Annotated in this window: 10 protein-coding genes and 2 pseudogenes; 6 read left to right on the forward strand and 6 right to left on the reverse strand. The window is 58.7% G+C overall.

Annotated elements, in window-relative coordinates:
* Positions 1–210 precede the first annotated feature (210 nt).
* The 4 genes from BJ6T_RS37495 to BJ6T_RS37510 all read left to right on the forward strand — a co-directional run bounded on the left by BJ6T_RS37495 (position 211) and on the right by BJ6T_RS37510 (position 6,599).
* Positions 211–936 (forward strand): hypothetical protein, encoded by a 726-nt coding sequence (locus tag BJ6T_RS37495; RefSeq protein ID WP_014497786.1) that lies wholly within the window; start codon positions 211–213, stop codon positions 934–936.
* Positions 937–2,013: 1,077 nt separating this feature from the next.
* On the forward strand, positions 2,014–2,784 hold the full coding sequence (locus tag BJ6T_RS37500; RefSeq protein WP_240537930.1) for a thermonuclease family protein: 771 nt from the start codon (positions 2,014–2,016) through the stop codon (positions 2,782–2,784).
* Between the two features lie 8 nt (positions 2,785–2,792).
* Positions 2,793–3,536 (forward strand): carbonic anhydrase, encoded by a 744-nt coding sequence (locus BJ6T_RS37505; RefSeq protein ID WP_014497788.1) that lies wholly within the window; start codon positions 2,793–2,795, stop codon positions 3,534–3,536.
* A gap of 1,896 nt (positions 3,537–5,432) precedes the next feature.
* A complete protein-coding gene (locus tag BJ6T_RS37510; RefSeq protein WP_014497789.1) occupies positions 5,433–6,599 on the forward strand; it encodes a flavin-dependent monooxygenase in 1,167 nt (388 codons plus the stop codon).
* A gap of 822 nt (positions 6,600–7,421) precedes the next feature.
* On the opposite strand, the gene BJ6T_RS37515 is transcribed toward BJ6T_RS37510, so the two are convergent.
* Positions 7,422–8,069: an FkbM family methyltransferase gene (locus tag BJ6T_RS37515; protein WP_011084858.1), complete on the reverse strand. Its 648-nt coding sequence runs from the start codon at positions 8,067–8,069 to the stop codon at positions 7,422–7,424.
* A 950-nt stretch (positions 8,070–9,019) separates the two neighbouring features.
* On the opposite strand from BJ6T_RS37515, the gene BJ6T_RS37520 reads away from it, so the two are divergent.
* Together BJ6T_RS37520 and groL are read left to right on the forward strand one after the other, a co-directional pair.
* On the forward strand, positions 9,020–9,334 hold the full coding sequence (locus BJ6T_RS37520; RefSeq protein ID WP_014497790.1) for a co-chaperone GroES: 315 nt from the start codon (positions 9,020–9,022) through the stop codon (positions 9,332–9,334).
* 84 nt (positions 9,335–9,418) lie between these two features.
* Positions 9,419–11,059: a chaperonin GroEL gene (gene groL, locus BJ6T_RS37525; RefSeq protein WP_014497791.1), complete on the forward strand. Its 1,641-nt coding sequence runs from the start codon at positions 9,419–9,421 to the stop codon at positions 11,057–11,059.
* A 1,239-nt stretch (positions 11,060–12,298) separates the two neighbouring features.
* On the opposite strand, the gene BJ6T_RS44305 is transcribed toward groL, so the two are convergent.
* The 5 genes and pseudogenes from BJ6T_RS44305 to ltrA all read right to left on the reverse strand — a co-directional run bounded on the left by BJ6T_RS44305 (position 12,299) and on the right by ltrA (position 18,967).
* The gene (locus tag BJ6T_RS44305) at positions 12,299–13,195 is read right to left on the reverse strand and encodes a YopT-type cysteine protease domain-containing protein (RefSeq protein ID WP_011084854.1); all 897 of its coding nucleotides are present in this window, start codon (positions 13,193–13,195) and stop codon (positions 12,299–12,301) included.
* Between the two features lie 610 nt (positions 13,196–13,805).
* Positions 13,806–14,225 (reverse strand): DUF7694 domain-containing protein, encoded by a 420-nt coding sequence (locus tag BJ6T_RS49765; protein ID WP_011084853.1) that lies wholly within the window; start codon positions 14,223–14,225, stop codon positions 13,806–13,808.
* Positions 14,226–15,307: 1,082 nt separating this feature from the next.
* Positions 15,308–16,352 (reverse strand): annotated as a pseudogene (locus BJ6T_RS37530) (IS110 family RNA-guided transposase).
* A gap of 89 nt (positions 16,353–16,441) precedes the next feature.
* A pseudogene (locus BJ6T_RS37535) lies at positions 16,442–17,546 on the reverse strand (IS3 family transposase).
* A 176-nt stretch (positions 17,547–17,722) separates the two neighbouring features.
* Complete coding sequence (gene ltrA / locus BJ6T_RS37545; protein ID WP_014497798.1) at positions 17,723–18,967, reverse strand: group II intron reverse transcriptase/maturase; 1,245 nt, start codon at positions 18,965–18,967, stop codon at positions 17,723–17,725.
* Positions 18,968–19,846: the final 879 nt, after the last annotated feature.

Raw genomic sequence — 19,846 nt, forward strand, 5'->3', positions numbered from 1 at the left:
ACATAGAGGGGAGCGCCTGCTCGCGCGGGACAGCTAGCGGGTGCATCCCCGTAAACTTCTTGCGATGGCATAGCAGGTTCGAGGTTGCCTGCTTCACAAGATATTTGGATGAAACGCGATAGGCCGAGGGTTATGAAGAGAATGCCTGGAAGACCCGCGCTATGGCTTAGCGTGGTCGGATTTTTAATCTGCCTCGCCTGGCCGGCTGCCATGAGCAATAATATTCGGGCCAGCGACAGTCCCCTTGTCGAACGACTGAAGTCAACTTGGCGAGCGCAAGATGGTGAGACGATAGAACAAATTATCTCCAATGTCTCGAAGGTGGCACAGTTCGTGCCTCAAATGTGGGGCGTTGTTGAACTTGGCCAAAACGACTTTATTTTCGTTTCGTGGACCAGACACCGGGACAACAAATCGGACGAACAGTACGTTATCGCCTGGAAGATCGCCCTCGACGGCACGCTTGAACTTGCGTCGACTTATGCGAAGCCGATGGAATTGGGCTGGCGCGCCCTGGCGCTCTCCCTAATCGCCAGTGAAGTCGCAGATGGCGAAAGGGACGCAAATCTTCGCTTTCTGCATGATCCGGCCAACTTCAACTTTGTGACTACCCCGCAAGGCCGGCTCGGCGATCTTCTGCGGCAGGGCCGCTGCACTATCATTGAACCAGTTGGAGTGGACTACTTACCGAAGCGGAATGATAAACCGGCCGAGAAGGGTGGCGTGTGGCGCGTTCTGCTCTTGGTGAATTGTAGTATCCAAGGACCACGTTATTTTACACACAACGGGGTCATCACTTTCGAGAAGAGAGAAGGACAGGATTGGGAGCCACAATCCTCCTTTGCCAAACGCATCGCGAAATTTCCCCCTGGCTCCTGGTTCCAACGCACCGAGCCAAAAGAAGAGGAAGACTTAGGAGAGCCAAGGCCTGAGTAAACCGCCGCAGAGCAACATCTTGCCGCAGTGGCGGAGCGCCTCGAACCTATTGCAAGACATACGCGCTCTACACTTGCTTTGTTTTAGCATCCGCAACGGTCCGGGTGCCTTTCTCGCAGCAGTCCGTCCCGTCGCAAGAAGGTCGGGCCGCGCGATTCCGTTTGTTCCGCCTAGTGTCAGCGGCGCGCACGAGCTTGCGAGATGTGGTTTTCCCGCCTTCACTCCACCCGGTGTGAGGACATCAGTTTGCGTAGCAACGTCGAAGGCACCAGGAAATGAGTGCTGAGACGAAGCCGGCGAGGAAGTTACCGGAAACCGTTCACCGGTAGCAACCCAGCATACCGCTGGGCGCTTGCGCATTTCGGAGCGTGCAGACCGGGAAGCTCAGAGCCGTACGCAAGAACGTCGAGGACCAGACTGGCTCGGCCCTAGCTTATCTGGCACCCATTCGTCTGCACGTCATAGATCCGGATTTCGAAGCATGGAAAACACTTCTATAACTGTGCTCCACCTGCCCTGGTCGACATCAACGATCATCCTGCCGGGCGGAAAAGGCATCGGATTTGCGCGGTTTGCTCGCGCAAGGAGCTAAGTTATGCGCGGGCGTCTACGCTGAACTCCATTGCGTCTTCTTCTAAATCGGTCAGAGCGAGCCAGACAAGATTTTTCACATCTTTTCGTGTGAAATGCGAAATTTCATCGCAGAACCGTCGGCAGCGGCAAGATTGCCGCTGGGAGCCGTGGCCGACCAGAACAAGGTTGCTCCTCAGCGCCTGACTCCACCGCGAGCGCCGGCGCTTCATAGTCGGTCTCCTTTTTTGCAAAACACAACATTCCGGGGTTCGGGTTTGTTCAGCATCGCCCGTTCGGCCCGCCCGCGAGGATTTCCCCCTCAGGTGGAGGGTACAGCGCGGTCCTAGTGAGAGAGCCGATGCTCGAAGAATACCGCCGCCCGCCCCGAAGAAATCACTTGATCCTTACGCAGCGTCAGGCCGTAGGTTCGCGTTCCGGCGAAGCGCTCATAGAGCGCTCGGAAATGCCGGCGGAATAACGCACATAATGCTGTCAAGCAGTCGAATGTATCGGCACCGTATCGTGCGTGAAACGTGGATCAGGAGCGAAAGGTTATTGTCGGTGAACCGCGGAATTATGTTCGCATTGCTCGCTCTCGTCACATCTCCGGTCTGCGCCGCGACGCTCAGCGGTGCTCCGCGTATCCTCGACGGCAATACGATCGAGATCGAGAAAACCAACGTTCGGCTCTCAGGCATCGAAGCTCCTGAGACGGACCAGATTTGTCTCGACACCAACGGTCGCAAATGGGCCTGCGGCGTAGCTGCTCGCGACGAGCTTATCAAGCATTCAAATGGGCGAACCTGGGATTGTCACACCCAGAGAGTCGATGAGTACAGACGAGCCCTCGGTAACTGCTTCATCGAAGGCGAGAATGTGAATGTCTGGATGGTACGCTCGGGCTGGGCACTATCGGCTGCTGCATCTCACGCTGTCTATGAGTTGTCGGCAAGCACAGCCCATGCCGGACTGTGGTCGGGAGCGTTCATCGCTCCGTGGGACTGGCCTCGCCGCAATAAGGGCACGATGATCATCGGCGCGTGGTCGGTTCCGATCGACGCGCAGGAAGTACTGCTCGGATCAGTCCTGCTGTCGGAACCACCGTCCCCCGAGTGCCTGATAAAAGGCACTGTCGAGCGCAGCGGCGAGCGGATTTATCACCTGCCAGGGCAAGCCAGCTACGAACTAATCGATATGACGAAGAAGCGCAGCGAACGCTGGCTTTGTAGCGAAGCGGAAGCCGAAGCCACCGGGTGGCGTAAGGCCGTGCGATGAGGCGACACATGCATGCAGCCAATTCTCCAAATATGAACCATTTAACCAGCACTGCGCGTTCGCGCCGTTCGCTGTTGTTGTTTGCTGCTTCGACAGTTTTCCTACGATTCGGCAATAAAATTGCCGATGCAAGGGAAGCAAAAGGCACGCCCAAGCCAGATAACCTGCTGTCGCAAGATGCTGCCCTGAAGCGGCTGCTGATGGGAAACGATCGTTATGTCCAGGGTACATCGCGAGCCGACGATTTCAGGCGCGAGCGTTCGGCTTTGGTCGAAGGCCAAAATCCATATGCGGCGGTTTTGAGCTGCGCCGACTCTCGCGTGGCGCCCGAACTTGTGTTCGACAGCGGGCTCGGTGATCTGTTTGTCTGCCGCGTCGCCGGCAACTTCGCTAATGATGATACGCTCGCCAGTATGGAATATGCGGTCGCAGTACTGAACACGCCGCTAATCCTCGTACTAGGCCACGATCATTGCGGCGCGATAGACGCTACGATCAAGTCGCTCCATCAAGATAAGCCGCCGCCAGGGCACATTTCATCCCTGGTGACCGCACTTGCTCCCGCGGTGAACGCATCTCTAGGGCAAGCCGGCGATATATCCGCCCACGCAACCCGAAAAAATGTGATCGACAATGTGAACAAACTCAGATCGACGGGCCCGATTCTGACGGCTGCAGTTGAGCAGAACCGGCTGAAAGTCGTCGGAGGCCTGTATCGGATCGGCACCGGTAAGGTCGATATTGTCAGCTGACGCTAGCACATTCACACCCGAGGCGAATCATCTGCCGTGTGATACGGCCCTTCCGTTCCGCTGTTTGGTCCACCGTCTGCGACAAATGCCCCGGATACCATCCGCTCCATAATAATGATCACTTCGGGAAGTCCTTCGGTATGCGTGGCGTCTTGATTCTCCTCATGTTCTACCTACTCATGTTAGCAACACGCGGCGAGCATCAAGAAACGCACCTAACGCGTCCGACAGCGTTCATGCCTCCATATTGAGTTGCAAACCCAATAGCGTGGTTCCGGTAGCAGATAGCGATGAAGCGCATTGCCTGGCTGTGAACTCCAGAGCCGGCGACGATCCTGAGATCTTCTAGCTCCGATCGAGCACGCCATGAATGGTGTTGCTTTATCACCAAGCTCAGCCAGGGCTGCAGATCACATAGAACAACCAGCAGGACTGCCATCATTCGTTATGATAGTCTCGTTCGCCGCCAAGGACCCGGCCCGCAATGATAAGGCCGTTGAAAGCATGGTTGTTTTCACCACGATCTCGCATGCGCTGCCTGATATTGCACACAGTCGCGCGACCCGCCCGCTTTGGACAATTTACTATCCGTCCTCCATAACGAGTTCGACACGAGACGAAACTGGCAGCTCGCAAATTGCATAGCGTGTACGCGAAACCCATCAGGTTGTTAGTCGCTGCGGACACAGTAAGTTGTGCCAGATTTGTCCGCCCAGGCGAATACCAGAACAATGATTCAAATGTTGCGCACCGCGTCTGCCAGCCAGAAATCATCTAACAACCGATAGATTTGGCAAGCAAGCTCTTCAACCACGGCGTCGCTCAGTAGGAAACAGAAGACTAGCTTCAGAACGTGGATCCCTCATCAGTCGTAACGCTCGTGGCGCAGGCATGCTGCGCGAATTTGGCAAGCTCGGCCAAAATCTCAGCATTGGAAAACCGCCGAAGAGGGAGGCGCCGGCGGCTGCAAAAGAGGTCGACAGGTCAGAATTCTGCCCGAATTTCTTGCGTCCTGTAGGACAGAAGGTAGACGGCTCGTGTGCTGCAACGAGCCTCCTAAGCTCCCCGGGGCCTCTTCGAAGCGCGCCTTGTCTTTGCTTGCATGAGCCGGGTACTCTTGCAGTGCCTCGAACAGATTTGATCGCGTAATTCAGCGTCTTGAGCTCCGTGCGTTTGCTGAACACCAGCTGTCTGGAGGTCCGCTTCTAACCAGGCGCTCCCCGCAGTCGCACGAACAGCTATTGGGCTGTTGGTAGCATCGGGAGATCGGAGCGGGTCTTAATTTTGGCACTAACGTTGAATCTGGCCGGTCGGCGATCGAGGTCCGCTTCTGTCGGTTTGCTTGCGGCTTGTTGAGTCAATGACATTGGCGGAAAGTATACACGAAGACACGAGCATGTGTGGCACGGCGCGGCGGAATGATCTCGCGAGATTCGGACAAGGCCGGCAGACATGCTTAATGGCACGCCGATTGCTGAGACGATGGAAAACTAAGTCGCAGGCTTGAGCGCCCTCCCGAGCATAGCTCAGGAACTCCAAACTTGGCTCGACCCGGCTTGTCCGACGTATGAGCACACGTCCATGGAGAAGACATGACATCGCATGCCCCCCCGACCAGCCGCCGGAGATCCAGCCCGGCAACCACGGGCCGATGTCGCGCCGCCGTCTACCGGCTGTTTTGCCGGCCAGCCTCCATGCAACGGCAACAGCTACATCTCAGTCTGGCTTCCCGGCCCTTAAATTGGGAAGCTACCGTGCGCAATCTCATGCAAGCGATATCAACTGCGACAGCTCTGAGAATGTCCTCCAGCCGGTATCGTATCACCCAGCTTCGCCCCGTGCGCAGTCAATGGCTGACGCACGACCATGGTCGGCACAAGACGCGGAGGACGATCTATGAACGCTTCACCCGAAAAGCAATGTCCTGTATCCCACACCGCGGCTGCGACCTGGGATAATCTGTCGCCGCTACTTGTCGAGATCCGTGCGCGTCGCAACGAGTTTGGCCCCGCGCAGGAAATTCCAAAAGAGATCATCGACGGCTTCAGGCGCATCGGTATCTATCGGGCTATGGTCGCGAAGCGATTCGGCGGCGAGGAGCGAACACCAGCCGAATTTTGCCGCCAGATCGAGCGCATCTCCGAGGCCGACGGATCCGCCGGTTGGGTCGCCAGCTTCGGGGATGGAGCTCGCTACCTCGCTGCTCTTCCGGACGACACGCTTCGAAAAGTGTACGCCAATGGACCTGACGTCGTATTGGCGGGTGCGCTCTTCCCGCTCCAGCCCGCCAGGCGATGCGCCGGCGGATTTGTCGTGAACGGCGTGTGGCCATTCGCTAGCGGCTCGCCCGGGGCGGATTTGATAGGAGTTGGTATAAAACTGGAAGACGATCCGGCCGGAGACCTCCCGCGTGTAGCGGTGATTCCGGCAGAGAAGGTGACAATCCGGCCCAATTGGGACGTCATCGGACTACGAGGCACCGGAAGCCACGACGTTGTCGTCAGCGACGTCATTGTGCCAGAGCAATGGACCTTGATCCGCGGCGGTCCGGCAACACTTGATGGGCCGATCTATCGTTATCCGTCCGTCGCTTTCGCTGCGCAGGCGCATGCGGTCGTCGGCATCGGGATTGCGCGAGCCGCAATAGACGAGGTGATCGCCATGGCCGGAAGCCGCGCCTCGATCACTGGAGCGCCCGTGATGGCTGAGCGCGGCTATGTCCAACTTGAAATCGCCAAAGCCGAATCTATGCTACGTTCCGCTCGTTCCTTCTTTTACGAGGCCACGGAAGAGCTGTGGAAGCAAGCGCTCACGGGCGGGGTAAATCTGAGCACCACGATGCAAGTGCGGCTCGCCGCGACGAACGCCGCGCGGCAGGGCGCTGAGGTCTGCAGGATCTCGAGCGGTCTTGCTGGAACTGAGGCGCTCTATACCAGCAGCAACCTAGCACGCGCCATGTGCGACAGCTTCGTGGTTGCCCAGCACGCAGCTTTAAACGAGGGAACGCTTCAGAGTGCTGGCCTCGCCCTGCTCGGAACTGCAATACAGCCCGGCTTTCCATGAAGTAAAGGGATCAGGCGCGGGCAAACCACAGGCCACGCGAATGGATTGCCGAGCGGGATCGACCTGAATTTCTGCGCAACGGCAACCCACGAACTTTCCAAATCACCGAGCGACGGGGCTCGACTCTCACGGGCTGTGCCGCCTGGGCGCACCGTGCAGCACTGCACGGCGCAATATCCTGGCACTCAACCTTGCGCTTATCGATGCGGCACGCCGACACTGGCAAGGGCAGTACGACATTGATGTGAAGCGTACCGTGCACCTCCATCGGAATGATGGATCAATCTGGCTCTTGGCCGCGGCTGGCGGATCGGCATCGCCGGCGCGGAAGAGACGCTGCGGCCGCATGAGATCGCGCATCGCCTAACCGGCCATCTTCCGGCTGAAGAGACCCATGTCAGCCCTCCAATACAGCCAGCCCTCTGCCGTTGGGATGGAGTGACATTAGCAAGCTAGACCGGTTTGGGGCGCGCCGATGAGGCCGCGCGATGGTTTGGCGTGATCGGCAGTAGATCCTGGCGACTGCCGGTAGAGCGGAACCGACGAAGCGACGTCATGAATGTGCGAACGCCTTGCTGCTACATCGGCTGTTCGATCGCCACGGCACCACGGCCTTAGCTCCTCAGGATCGGATGGACCCGCTGACTACCATGGCGCTGGCCGCTCCCTATGGACCGGCTGGCGTTCACGCCGGCTCGAAACCGCACACCAATCGGGCTAACGATAGCCGCCCGCCTTGACGATCACCGTTGTGCAGCTACGGCCATCACAGAGTACGCTGATCAGGCGCTGCATGAATGAGACGCTAGATCTGAGTAGCTGCTAGACACGCGTATTCCTGAGCAATACATCACCTTCCACTGCGCGCGGATAGTGAGCCGCCACTTCAAATGATGGCAATGAGCTAAGAATGGCTTGCAGGCTCAACTGCCCTTCGTAGAGCTCGCGATCACTATATTCGGTGTAGATGAAGCGCGTGTTGCTCAAGGTCCGCATGCCGCCGGCGATAACGTCGGCTTCGGCTCCCTGAACGTCCATCCAGATGAAATCGACTCCGTCCAATTTGGCTTCGCTGCACCAGTCGTCCAGCCGCCGTGTTTCAACCGAGACAGGCCGATCAAACCGGACCCAATCATACTCGGTAAGATGGTTCTTTGGGCGGCGTATTGAGCCGGACAGGTCCCAATCTTTCGCATCCCCATCTGCATTACTCGGATGGAAGTCGATCGTCCCGTTTCGGTCGCTGATGGCGATTTCTAGCAGCTTCACCTTATTGAGGGATGGACCAAGCTTCTTCTTGAAGCGCGCGATCGCTCGGGGGTCGGGCTCAAAGCAGTAAAGCTCGGGTTGCGGGCACAGCTCGAGGAACTTTTGCGTATCAGTCCCATCATTGCAGCCAATATCCAGGATGACGGGATTCGGCTTCTGCAGAAGTGAGACGATGTGCTGATGTACTTCTACGGATGACACAGATGCTCTTCCATGGTGCGCGGAGATCGGATGAATTTCGACTTGGAAGCCGATCACACGCCGGAAGCAGCTGCACAACGTATATCAAGGTATATTGCTCTTATATCCGCCAATCCCTTCGATCCTCGACAGCTGTTTGGATGCCATCGACATCAAGTAGAGGGAATCTATCGAGCACCTCGCGATGCAATCTCGACCCTATCGCCGGAAAATGCGGCCTCAGTGAGTTAGATCGCCGTCCTGGCTTTTCGCCGGCCGAAAGAACGCTTTCGTTCAAGCGCCACCTGCCGGATATGATCTATGGCACGTGCCGAGCAGAGTGGCCCCTTATGCATAGCAACAGCCCCTCATCTCGATGACAATTGCGCAAGAATGTGCGCTGTCGGCTGATGGCCGCCATCTCAGATAGTAGCTCCCGTCAATCTCTTCCGCGGAATCGCCGGCGAGGAACGCGGCCGGTGAAAGCACCGCGGTGCGCGATGTCCGGCGCAATCAAGCTTTCGCGGCGCGCGCAAATTTCTTCAAGTGCTGCCGGCACGATGACCAGGGTGAAGTCAGTAGGGTTTGAGCACCGCCGCTGGACACCGTTTGTGGACCGCACGCTTTGCCCGCCACAGCTGCTAGATGGTGCCGTCAGGCAATCATGTGCAATGCCAGCACCGCCGCCAACACGCGAGGCCTTTCGACCTGTTCAACGACCACCGGAGCAACGTTGAAGTCTTCCCGGGATCAATGCAGTATTCGAAGAAACGCAATGTCATTTTCACGACAGCCGGGCGGGCTGGTGCACCTCTGCGCGTTTGCTTCTGGACAACACAATCGCAGCCGCTGAATGCTTCAGCAGTACTGGAAGGGCAGATCGCTTAGCGCATTTCTGGCCCGACTCTTGCTACGGGCTGCTTGTCACATTGTGCCTAACTTCAACTTGTTCACACGCTCAGGAGACCTCTATGAAATTCCGTCCGCTTCACGACCGCGTCGTGGTCAAGCGCATCGACGCAGAAGAGAAGACCGCCGGCGGCATCATCATCCCCGACACTGCCAAGGAAAAGCCATCGCAGGGCGAAGTCGTTGCAGTTGGCCCGGGAGGCCGCGATGATAGCGGCAAGCTAATTCCGATCGACATCGAAGTCGGTGATCGCGTGCTGTTTGGCAAGTGGTCCGGCACCGAGGTCAAGATCGATGGGCAAGACCTGTTGATTATGAAGGAGAGCGACGTGATGGGTGTTCTCACCGATGTCTTCTCCAAGAAGAAAGCCGCCTAATTCACAGCTCGCAGCTCACCCCTCCTGAGGAGAGCCCATCGGGCGCGCCAAAGGATGAATTAATAGGGACTGAAGGAATTTTGTATGTCAGCCAAAGAAGTGAAGTTCGGAGTAGACGCGCGGGACCGTATGCTGCGCGGTGTCGACATTCTCGCCAACGCCGTGCAGGTCACGCTCGGTCCAAAAGGCCGCAACGTCGTGCTCGACAAGTCGTTCGGCGCACCTCGAATTACCAAGGACGGCGTTGCAGTCGCCAAGGAGATCGAGCTCGACGACAAGTTCGAGAACATGGGTGCCCAGATGGTGCGTGAGGTCGCTTCGAAGGCTGCGGATGCTGCTGGCGACGGTACCACCACCGCGACCGTCCTGGCCGCTGCGATTGTGCGAGAAGGCGCCAAGTCGGTTGCCGCCGGCATGAACCCGATGGACCTCAAGCGCGGTATCGACCTTGCGGTCGAGGCTGTGGTTGCGGACCTTCAGAAGAACTCCAAGAAGGTCACCTCGAATGAGGAGATCGCCCAGGTCGGCGCAATTTCGGCTAACGGCGACCAGGAGATCGGCAAATTCCTCGCCGACGCGGTGAAGAAGGTCGGCAACGAGGGTGTCATCACCGTCGAGGAAGCCAAATCGCTCGAGACCGAGCTCGACGTCGTCGAGGGCATGCAGTTCGACCGCGGCTACATCTCGCCCTACTTCGTCACCAACGCCGACAAGATGCGCGTTGAGATGGACGACGCCTACATCCTCATCAACGAGAAGAAGCTCTCCTCGCTGAACGAGCTGCTGCCGCTGCTCGAGGCCGTGGTGCAGACCGGCAAGCCGCTGGTCATCGTCGCCGAGGACGTCGAAGGCGAAGCGCTCGCGACCCTGGTCGTGAACCGTCTCCGTGGCGGCTTGAAGGTCGCGGCCGTCAAGGCTCCGGGCTTCGGCGATCGCCGCAAGGCCATGCTGCAGGACATCGCGATCCTGACCGGCGGCCAGGCGATCTCGGAAGATCTCGGCATCAAGCTCGAGAACGTCACGCTCAACATGCTCGGTCGCGCCAAGAAGGTGATGATCGACAAGGAGAACACCACGATCGTCAACGGCGCCGGCAAGAAGGCCGACATCGAGGCGCGCGTGGCCCAGATCAAGGCGCAGATCGAGGAGACCACCTCGGACTACGACCGTGAGAAGCTCCAGGAGCGTCTCGCCAAGCTCGCAGGCGGCGTCGCGGTGATCCGCGTCGGCGGCGCGACCGAGGTCGAGGTGAAGGAGCGCAAGGATCGCGTCGATGACGCGATGCATGCGACCCGCGCGGCAGTCGAGGAAGGCATCGTCCCGGGTGGCGGCGTCGCCCTGCTCCGTGCCTCCGAGCAGCTCAAGGGTCTGCGCACCGAGAACGACGACCAGAAGACCGGCGTCGAGATTGTGCGTAAGGCGCTGTCCTGGCCGGCCCGCCAGATCGCAATCAACGCCGGCGAGGACGGTTCGATCGTAGTCGGCAAGGTCCTCGACAACGAGCAGTACTCTTTTGGTTTCGACGCCCAGACAGGCGAGTACAGCAACCTCGTTTCCAAGGGTATCATTGACCCGGCCAAGGTCGTGCGCATCGCGGTCCAGAACGCCTCTTCGGTGGCCGGGCTGCTGATCACGACGGAAGCGATGGTTGCCGAGCTGCCGAAGAAGGCTACGGCTGGTCCAGCAATGCCTGCGGCCCCCGGCATGGGCGGTATGGACTTCTGATCGGCCTCCTTAAATTCTCGATGGCATGCAAAACCCTGGCGATAATGTCAGGGTTTTTTGCAGCGAGCGGTCTGTAGCCTGCCAGTCGACGAAGAATACAGCCCATGGGCCTATCGGCCTATCCATGTGCGCGGCGGCAGGCCCCGGCTCAACTTGCTTGTGACCGTTCCTTGGCGGCGACAGGACCGCGTCCGGCACGACGCGCTGAGGGGATGGAATGTGTCTATGCTAACGATATTTTACGTTGGTCGTCCACTAGGCAGATGGCTGGGTGCTAGGCAGCAGGGCATGAACCCGCGCAGGCGCTCTCGCCGGATGCATGCCGTCGGGTTCGTCAGCTTTTGGACAGCTATTCGGTGTACAATGACTCTTGAAGTTAGCGGCGCGTGGTAGGGACAGCGCTCGCCCCGAGTATGCGTGGGGATTTCGGCGCCGAGTCACGCTCCTGCTAACTTCAACCAGTCGCGCATGCGCGGCAGAGACAGCGTCTGATCCATCCACCCGACCAGCGCCCCCGCTGCTTCCCGCGTAATCGGATCCACGCTACCGGGCGCCGGTCATCCGAATTAGCTAAATACCCCCCATGCGAGCGCTCCGCGCAGGAACTCCTCGTCCAAACTTCGCGATGTCACTCGCACTATTCGGCACTTTAATCCGTGAAAGAGTGCTCCAGCTCGGCGCACAATTCCATTGAGAAGCTTGGAACAACACAGCGCTGCAATATCACTGAGTCAGATCGCGGATGAGGTCCTCACCGAAGCCGTCAATCAAGTCCAGCGACGAGAGAAGGCGGATTGTCGCGGAGCTCGTGGCGAGCGATGACTGGCTTTGAGGCGCCGGTGCGACGGCAAGCCGATGCCCCCGGCAGCAGCTATTTGGTTGGTGAGCTCACTATAAAAGCGGCTGGCGGTGATTCCGAAGCAGATCGGCTCCAGCTAGTGCCGACTCTGTGGATGCTTGGTTGCCGACCGGCCCCCTGAGCGCGATTGGGCGTCGGGTAACGCAACCCTACGAGGAGGTTAGCCTAACGGGCCGCCGGTCCGGCCTGAGAGGAAGCGCAGGCGATTGCTCTGACACGCGATGGCGCGGGGCTCACAAACCTCAGTGACCGGCGAACCTATGTCGCTAAACATTCCCCTCTCTGCACTACTTCCAGAGAACTTCCATCGAGAGCATCGATTGAACATCCACAGAAACCGCGGCGGGTGAAACAAGGCGGGCGATGCGGCTGCCTCGTGTCTACCGATGAGGTTCCGCGCGCGGGAATAGGGCAAGGTCCGTTGCATTGGGATGCCCATACCTGATCCTTTGTGTGACGACCGCCGAAATATCACGTTTGTTCAGGGTGCTATAGCGCTCGGCAAGACTCTTAAACAACCCTCCGACCCGATCTGACGGAACAGTAAATTCGCCATAGTTAGGATCAGAGAGGATCGTCGTTCCATTCGACGTTGCCGTTGCAATCGTGTGGGTGCCGGCGCCAGGTTGGACGAATTTCAAGCTGACCAAATGGACGGATGGATCCTGCGCAAGCTCGTTTACGATCTTGTCGATGCACGAAGATGTACCAAACCTATATCGCGTCTCTTCAGCAGATGGTTCTAGGCCGGCGTCACGCAAGATTGTGCTTTTTGCCTGGAAATTGTGAGACCCTTCCGCCTTATCCTCTTTCAATTGAGTCTTAAGCTTTTCAGACTGTTCCTGCCGTCTTGCCGCCGAGCGGTGATTTTCCGTGCCCGGGAGCAGAACCCCCATTCGGGAGGAAGCGCTGCTTGGGAGATCAAGGAGCCACTCCGCGGCCAATCCAACACAGATTCCACTGACATTGGCTTGGGGCAATTCCGCCGTCCTGTAATCGAACAGAGGACGGACAGGGCTAGTGGCAACGGATAACTCGGAGCTGGAGGACAGAGAGGATGTGCTGAGGCCCGAGGTGTTTGAACTATCATCGATTGCATCTGAGGTATGCGGCTTGCTGAAGCAGAGCCCCATTCTATCGAACAATTCGCCGGGCGCCAGGCTCTCCAGCCGCGCGATTTCGGTGAGTGTTTGGGCACATTCGCTACCGTCTGCGGGCCAACTCGATTCCTCAGCTTGCTCAGTATGTGCGTATTCGCCATCGACTCGATTATACATGCTGGTTCACCGGCTTCTTCCGCGTGCGTCTCCTCAGAGGGCGCGCTGCTCACATCTTGCCTGCGACCGATATCGCGGCAAACTGACGAGGAGCTGGCCACCACACAAGCTTAGGGAAGCTATCGCCGTCATGGCAAATTGGCTGTGCGACAGTCCCAGCTTCCGGGCGCTGCTGCAGGTGTGAGGCGGTGGCCGACCAGCTAGTGACTCTTGCACAGTGAAAGAGGTCGCGCTCGTGTAATTTCAGCTTCAGTCAGGATGATGGCTGCGTTAGACGATGCCTTCACCAAACCAGGCTCGGTCGTGGGCTTGAGATCGATCTCACCCTCATCGTGCCGCGCCGCCCGGCGCCCAAAACTTCGCCTCCAAAGAGCGCGCAATTCGCGTCCCCAGTTCGCCCCGTGATCGGCTATCAGCGAGCGAGATGCTGTTGTTCGCTCTGAGGCTGCTCCTGTTTGACAGCGGCATTTCATCTCAGCCCGCCTTGCACGCCGCAACGGCCGAGCGAGCCTGACATACACCCGCTTGTGACATCTCATCGGGACGCCGAACCGGTGCTTGTGCACCCGCTCGGCCTCACCTTGTGCTCGGATATTGTAAACTCAGTCCGTCATGCTGTCGCGCTCATCCGCGCGAACAACGTTGCCGCATCTGAGGGACTCAATCCAACGACGCCTACGAAGCTCGGAGACGGCATCGGAATGTCTCGATAAATGGGTCTCCACAAATGAAGGCAATATCGGCTGTTATTCACATAACGCGAATGTGGCGGATGCAGTTGCATGACGCACTCTTCTTCATCCCAGAACATGTCTTTGACAAAGCACATCTCCTCCCAGTTTGGACAACGCCGCGGTGTCGAAACAGCGACATGCTCCCACCCAGGACGGACAAATGCACTTATCTTTAGTTCACACCCGCAAGGCCCCTGCACAAAGAAGAGACCGCAAGGGCCTGATCCCGGAGCAGTCGCGAACCGGCCATGCTGCACCCGGCCCGCCTCCAGCTTGTCTACCACCTGCGCTCGCACGCCCGCTCCTTTGCCTCTCGGATAGCCCTGAACTCTACGTAGAGGACGTTGTCGCGCAACAAGTCAACCTCCGCGATTCTCGGCCCAGCTTTCCTGAACCACTCTACAACGCACCATCCGCAAAAGCGGTAGATGTCTATCATCACTCACGCTCCTCTAGTTATGCCTCTGGTGCTCGAATTGCGCTCGGTGCCGCCGGTTGCCTGAGGACGGGCGGCGGCACGATCTGTACGTTGAGTTAGGCGACCCGCCGATCGAATCTTCCCGCTACTTATGTAAGTCCGCCATTGAGCCTCTCCGCGGCGAAGCAGTCTTGATCGGTGCCAGGCATTCACTGCTCATCGCCGGCAGAGCGCACATCACGCTTGAGCATGCGAAGTCGGCGGCTCTTGAGGCCTCATCTCGTCTTCAATGAATTGTCCCTCATCATGCCATGCTCTCCTATTGGCGGCGGAATCCAGACTTCATGATGCTCGCAGTTGCCGCACCAGATAGCTCCGGGCGACATTGCTGCTTCTGCGGGAGTGTACTTGATCCCTTGCGGCCTTCTCGCAAAGGCTGAACAGTCCTAATGCGTCAATTATGTGAAAACCATTCAGTTTTATGGCGTCCAAATCGGCTCGTACATAGCCGCAGACGTCTGGAATGCACTTCTTAGCTGGCACATCCAGCGGACCGCTGCGACCTCGATCGTCAGCTAACGGTCAGGAAACAATGATTAACCGATCTCATTGGCTGCCACTGCAAATATCGCTCGATTTATAGGCCTCACTAAGATGCGGCCCTTAACGCGTTGGCTACGTGACCTTGCCCCCATATGTGGAACGGCCCGCGAGGCAAGAGCTTTTTCAGTCGATTTCACACATTGGAACGGTGCGGTCATATGTCCGGCCTTTGCGCGCGGCACAATATGGCCGCTGGCCTCGATGAGATCCGCGGAACGAGGAGCTAAATCAAGTTTACGCGCTTGAGCGCATTGGGGGCAGTAGCTTCACTCGTTTCGGGATTTCGTCCCATGGGTTCATCGCCTGTTGTTGCACCTCGCCCTCTGCCGGCCTGCGCCGGTCAGATCGTTTTGGCGGTCACTGCGTCACCGCGGCAATCGCCAATGGGTCGGGACGCCGATAAATTCCGCCCTTGTTCAGGAGCGCCCAGATGATCCGCGCCGTCTTATTGGCCTGCGCGACGGCGGCAACCTTGAAGGGGCGTCTGGCGAGAAGCGCCTTCAGCCACGGCCGCGCCCGAACGTCGTTTCGGACAAGCCGCAAGACGGCCGTTGCCCCGACAACGAGGAGAGAGCGGAGTTCTGGATTTCCCATCTTCGATATTCGTCCCAACCGCTCTTTGCCTCCGCTTGAATGAGGCCGCGGCGTCAATCCCAGCCAGGCGGCAAAGTGGCGAGCCGACTTGAACCCGCCGGGATCCGGCACAAGCGCTTTGATGGTCGCCGCCGTAATGGCGCCGACGCCAGGGATCGTGGTCAACCGACGCATGTCCTCGTCGTGCTTGGCCTCCGCGACGATTGCGCGCTCGAGCCTCTCGATCTGGTCGGCTGAAGCTTCAATCTCGTCGGCAATAGCCATCAGCGCGAAGCGCGCTGCTGCGGGCAGGCGTGCATCTGTCTCATCCCGTATGATTGCGACCAGCGCCTCAACCTTTGCCAGGCCGGCGGTGGCGATGATCCCCAATTCTGCCAGATGCGCGCGCAACGCGTTGACCGATTGCGTTCGCTGCCGCACTAGAAGAGCGCGGGGTCTTCAGCACCATCGCGGCAGCCTGTTGCTCAGCCGTCTTAATCGGCACGAAGCGCATGGTCTTTCGGGTCACCGCTTCGCTGATGGCCTCAGCGTCCGCCGAATCCGTCTTGCCACGCTTGACGAAGGGTTTGACATAAGCCGGCGGAATGAGCCGGACCTCATGACCGAGAGCTGCGATCTCGCGCGCCCAATAGTGGGCGCTACCGCATGCTTCCATCCCCACCAGGCATGCTGGCAGCTTCTCAAAGAAACGCAGAACTTCGCTGCGCCGTAGCTTCCGGTTGAACACGGGTGAGCCCTCGGCATCCGCCCCGTGAACCTGGAAAACGTGCTTGGCCAGATCCAGCCCGATGGTGATAACCTGTTTCACGGAACGGTCCCTCCTTTGTGGCGTTCGAACAACGACCACGTTCTAGCACTTTGATGCTGTTGGAGCGGGCCGTTCCACCACATCAAGTTTTATCCAGTCCTGAGTTCGCCCCGGCTGTTGGATTTGCCCGGTTGGGCGGTGGTAGCGACGGGAGCTGGCGCGGAGCCCTCGGCATAGCGCAGCGCCAGATCCCGGCGCGGGTTGCAGGTGAAGGCAAACTCCGATGGTGTTTTCCATCCGAGTTGCGAGTGAGGTCGCGTATCGTTGTAGTCGGCCCGCCAATGTCCGAGTTCGACGCGGGCCTGGGCCAGCGACGTGAACAGCGTCTCGTTCAACAATTCGTCTCGGAGACAGCCATTGAAGCTTTCGATGAAGGCATTCTGCGTCGGCTTGCGGGGCGCGATGTAATGCCAGTCGACACGGCTCTGGTCGGCCCATGTCAGGATGGCGTTGCTGGTCAATTCGATGCCGTTGTCGCTGACCACCATTTTGGGCTTGCCGCGCTCAATCATCAGCCGGTCCAGCTCCCGCGCCACACGGGTGCCGGAGAGTGAGGTGTCGGCCACCAACGCCAGGCATTCGCGCGTGCACTCGTCGACCACGGTCAGGATGCGGAAGCGGCGGCCATCGGTGAGCTGGTCCGAGACGAAGTCGAGCGACCAGCGGTCATTCGGCGCTATCGGCACCACCATCGGCGCCCTGGTCCCGAGCGCCCGCTTGCGGCCACCACGGCGACGGACCGCGAGCCTCTCTTCCCGGTAGAGCCGGAACAGCTTCTTGTGGTTGATCAGATAGCCCTCCCGCCTGAGCAGAACATGCAGGCGCCGATAGCCGAAGCGACGGCGCACCTCGGCAATCGCTCTCATGCGTTGGCGTAGGGCCGCGTCGTCCGCCCGGGTCGTCCGATATCTGATGGTCATGCGGCAACAGCCGATGGCTTTACACGCCCGCCGTTCGCTCATCCCGTGGGCGTCCACGATCGGCCAAAAGCCGCTTCAGCCGCGTGTTCTCATCCTCCAGCGTCCTCAGCCGCTTGGCCTCCGAGACCTCCATCCCGCCAAACTTGGCTTTCCATTTGTAGATGCTGGCATCGCTGACGCCGTGCTTCCGGCACAGATCGGCAACCGACACGCCCGCTTCGTGCTCCTTCAAAATCCCGATGATCTGCTCTTCCGTAAAGCGGCTGCGCTTCATGCTCTGGTCCTCATATCGGCCAGAGCGAACTTCAATCTGGATTAAGTCCACGGGGCAAGGTCATACGGCATGACGCTCGCGAGGCGCTCACCTTTTGCTGTCGAGTAGGCCGAGGGAGTTTCACCCTCGGCCGCTCACAGATCCGGACGTGATACTCTCGCATCATCCGGCTCCTGTTATCCAACCGTAGCCCGTCCAAGCTTTTGCCAATGGACAAAGAGCTTTGGATTTTGCTTCGCCATCTCGTTGAGTTTCCGCAACGACCGTCCCCGATGGCCCTTCAGTTGCTTGTACTTGCACCGAAGCCACGCGCCGAGGCGCTCATCGAAGTACTCATAGAGCCTACGCAGTTCCGTCGGGTAGAATCGCCCGTAGTATTGATCCCAGCCCCGAAGGACGGGGCTGAGACTACGCGCGATGTCTTCAAGCGGAAGCGGCGAGTGCTGAGGCAAGCGCCATCCTCGAATGCGAGCCCTCATCTCCTTGAGAGAGTTCGGACTCACGCCCGGAAGGAAGCAGGTGAAGATCCTGCCCCACCGGTTCTTCGCCATACGGGGGCGGAAGCTAAAGCCCAGGAAGTCAAAATGGATCTGCGGGTAGGACCGCCGTCGATTGCTGTCAGCGCAGTAGACCACTTTAGTCTTCTCCGGATGCAGCAATAAATGGCAGTCAGCAAACCGTCGTTCCAGCGCCGATTTGAGTTCCTCCGCTTCCTGCCGCGTGCGGCAATGGCAGATGATGTCGTCGGCGTAGCGTTCGAACGGAATGTGGGGATAAGACCCCTTCATCCAAACATCGAACACGTAGTGCAGGAACAAGTTTGCCAGGATTGGACTGACCACACCCCCTTGAGACCTGCCTGTCGTCCTCGCCCGAACCGATCCATCGGGCATCTCGACCGGAGCCTTAAGCCACCGCTCAATGTAGAGCCGGATCCAGTCAGCTTTCGTGTGTCGATAGACCGCGCGCATCAAGAGTTCATGATCGATCGTGTCGAAAAAGCTCTTGATGTCGAGATCTACGACCCAGTCGTGCTGCCAGCACCGCTTACGCGCCTGCTCTATGGCCTGATGGGCCGATTTTCCGGGCCTGTAGCCGTAGGAGTCCGGATCAAATTCTCCATCCAACACCGGCTCCAGACACCGTTTGACCACCATCTGGGCGATACGGTCCGCGACCGTCGGTATGCCAAGAGGACGAATCCCACCGCCGGCCTTAGGAATCTCGACCCGCCGCACTGGTGGCGGGAAGTAACTTCCTGACACCAACCGATTCCACAGCCGGTAGCGGTGGTTCTCAAGATCGCCGGCAAAGTCTTCGAGACTCTGGCCATCGACGCCCGCCGCCTTTCCCTTCTTCACAAGCTTATAGGCTTCCCACACCATCCGCTTGGTGATGGGCAACGGTTTGCCGGAGTTCACCGTGCTCCTCCCGGTCTTCCCGGTTGGCGCAGTGACGCCGGCAGGATAACGCAACCCCTTTGCTCCACGGCCATTACACCCGCTTCCTCACTATTACGGGTTGCTCCGCCCCTGACGCATTGCGTCAGGTTCCGACGTTCCGTGTTGAAGCCTGTGACGAGATCATGCCGCCTATGCACCGGCTGCCGCGTGGGCCGTAAACAGGCTCCGCCCACACTCCTCCGAGCGCTACTACCCCACGCCCGTCTTGACAGCATCTTGAACCCATTTCGATACGTCATCGGCGGTTCGCTTGCACTCATCTTCTTGTCACTTACCTGACGGTTTCATTCACCGCCTTTTTCCTCATCGCTCACCACCGCGCCTTTTGAACGCGGCAGCATGAGGTGGTTTGAAGCCTGCCCCTGAAGGCCGGCTCCGGGAGGCCAAACTCCCATCTTCAACACAGCATCACCGGCGTCGCCGCCGGTGTTCGTTGCACACGGTAATGCGGGTTTTGTTTCCGACAGGAATGTCGCGACTCCGACGTCGCGCAGCGGCTCCGTTTGACCAACCCATCAAATGAAAGGCGCTGCCGACAGTTCTACCTTCTGGCATGTAGCTTGCTGCGTGGGCCGAACGCGACCTTGCCGTTCCGAAGATACACGAGCAATCAATCGGCCGAGTGGTCGCGACGCAACGAACATCGTTTCTCCTACCGCCCTATGAAGAGAGGACTGCTAGCTTATGAGTGATAGGAGGCATGCAAAGCTTGGCATATTTCTGTTGGCCGGCGCTCAGCGCAATGAGACGTACATTCGCGCGCAACAAAGCCCCCAATGATCAAGCATTTCGGCGCCGATCGTCCCTCCTTGCAACCGCAGAGAAGGTGGAACTGGG

The sequence above is a fragment of the Bradyrhizobium japonicum USDA 6 genome, from assembly GCF_000284375.1.
Classification (GTDB): domain Bacteria; phylum Pseudomonadota; class Alphaproteobacteria; order Rhizobiales; family Xanthobacteraceae; genus Bradyrhizobium; species Bradyrhizobium japonicum.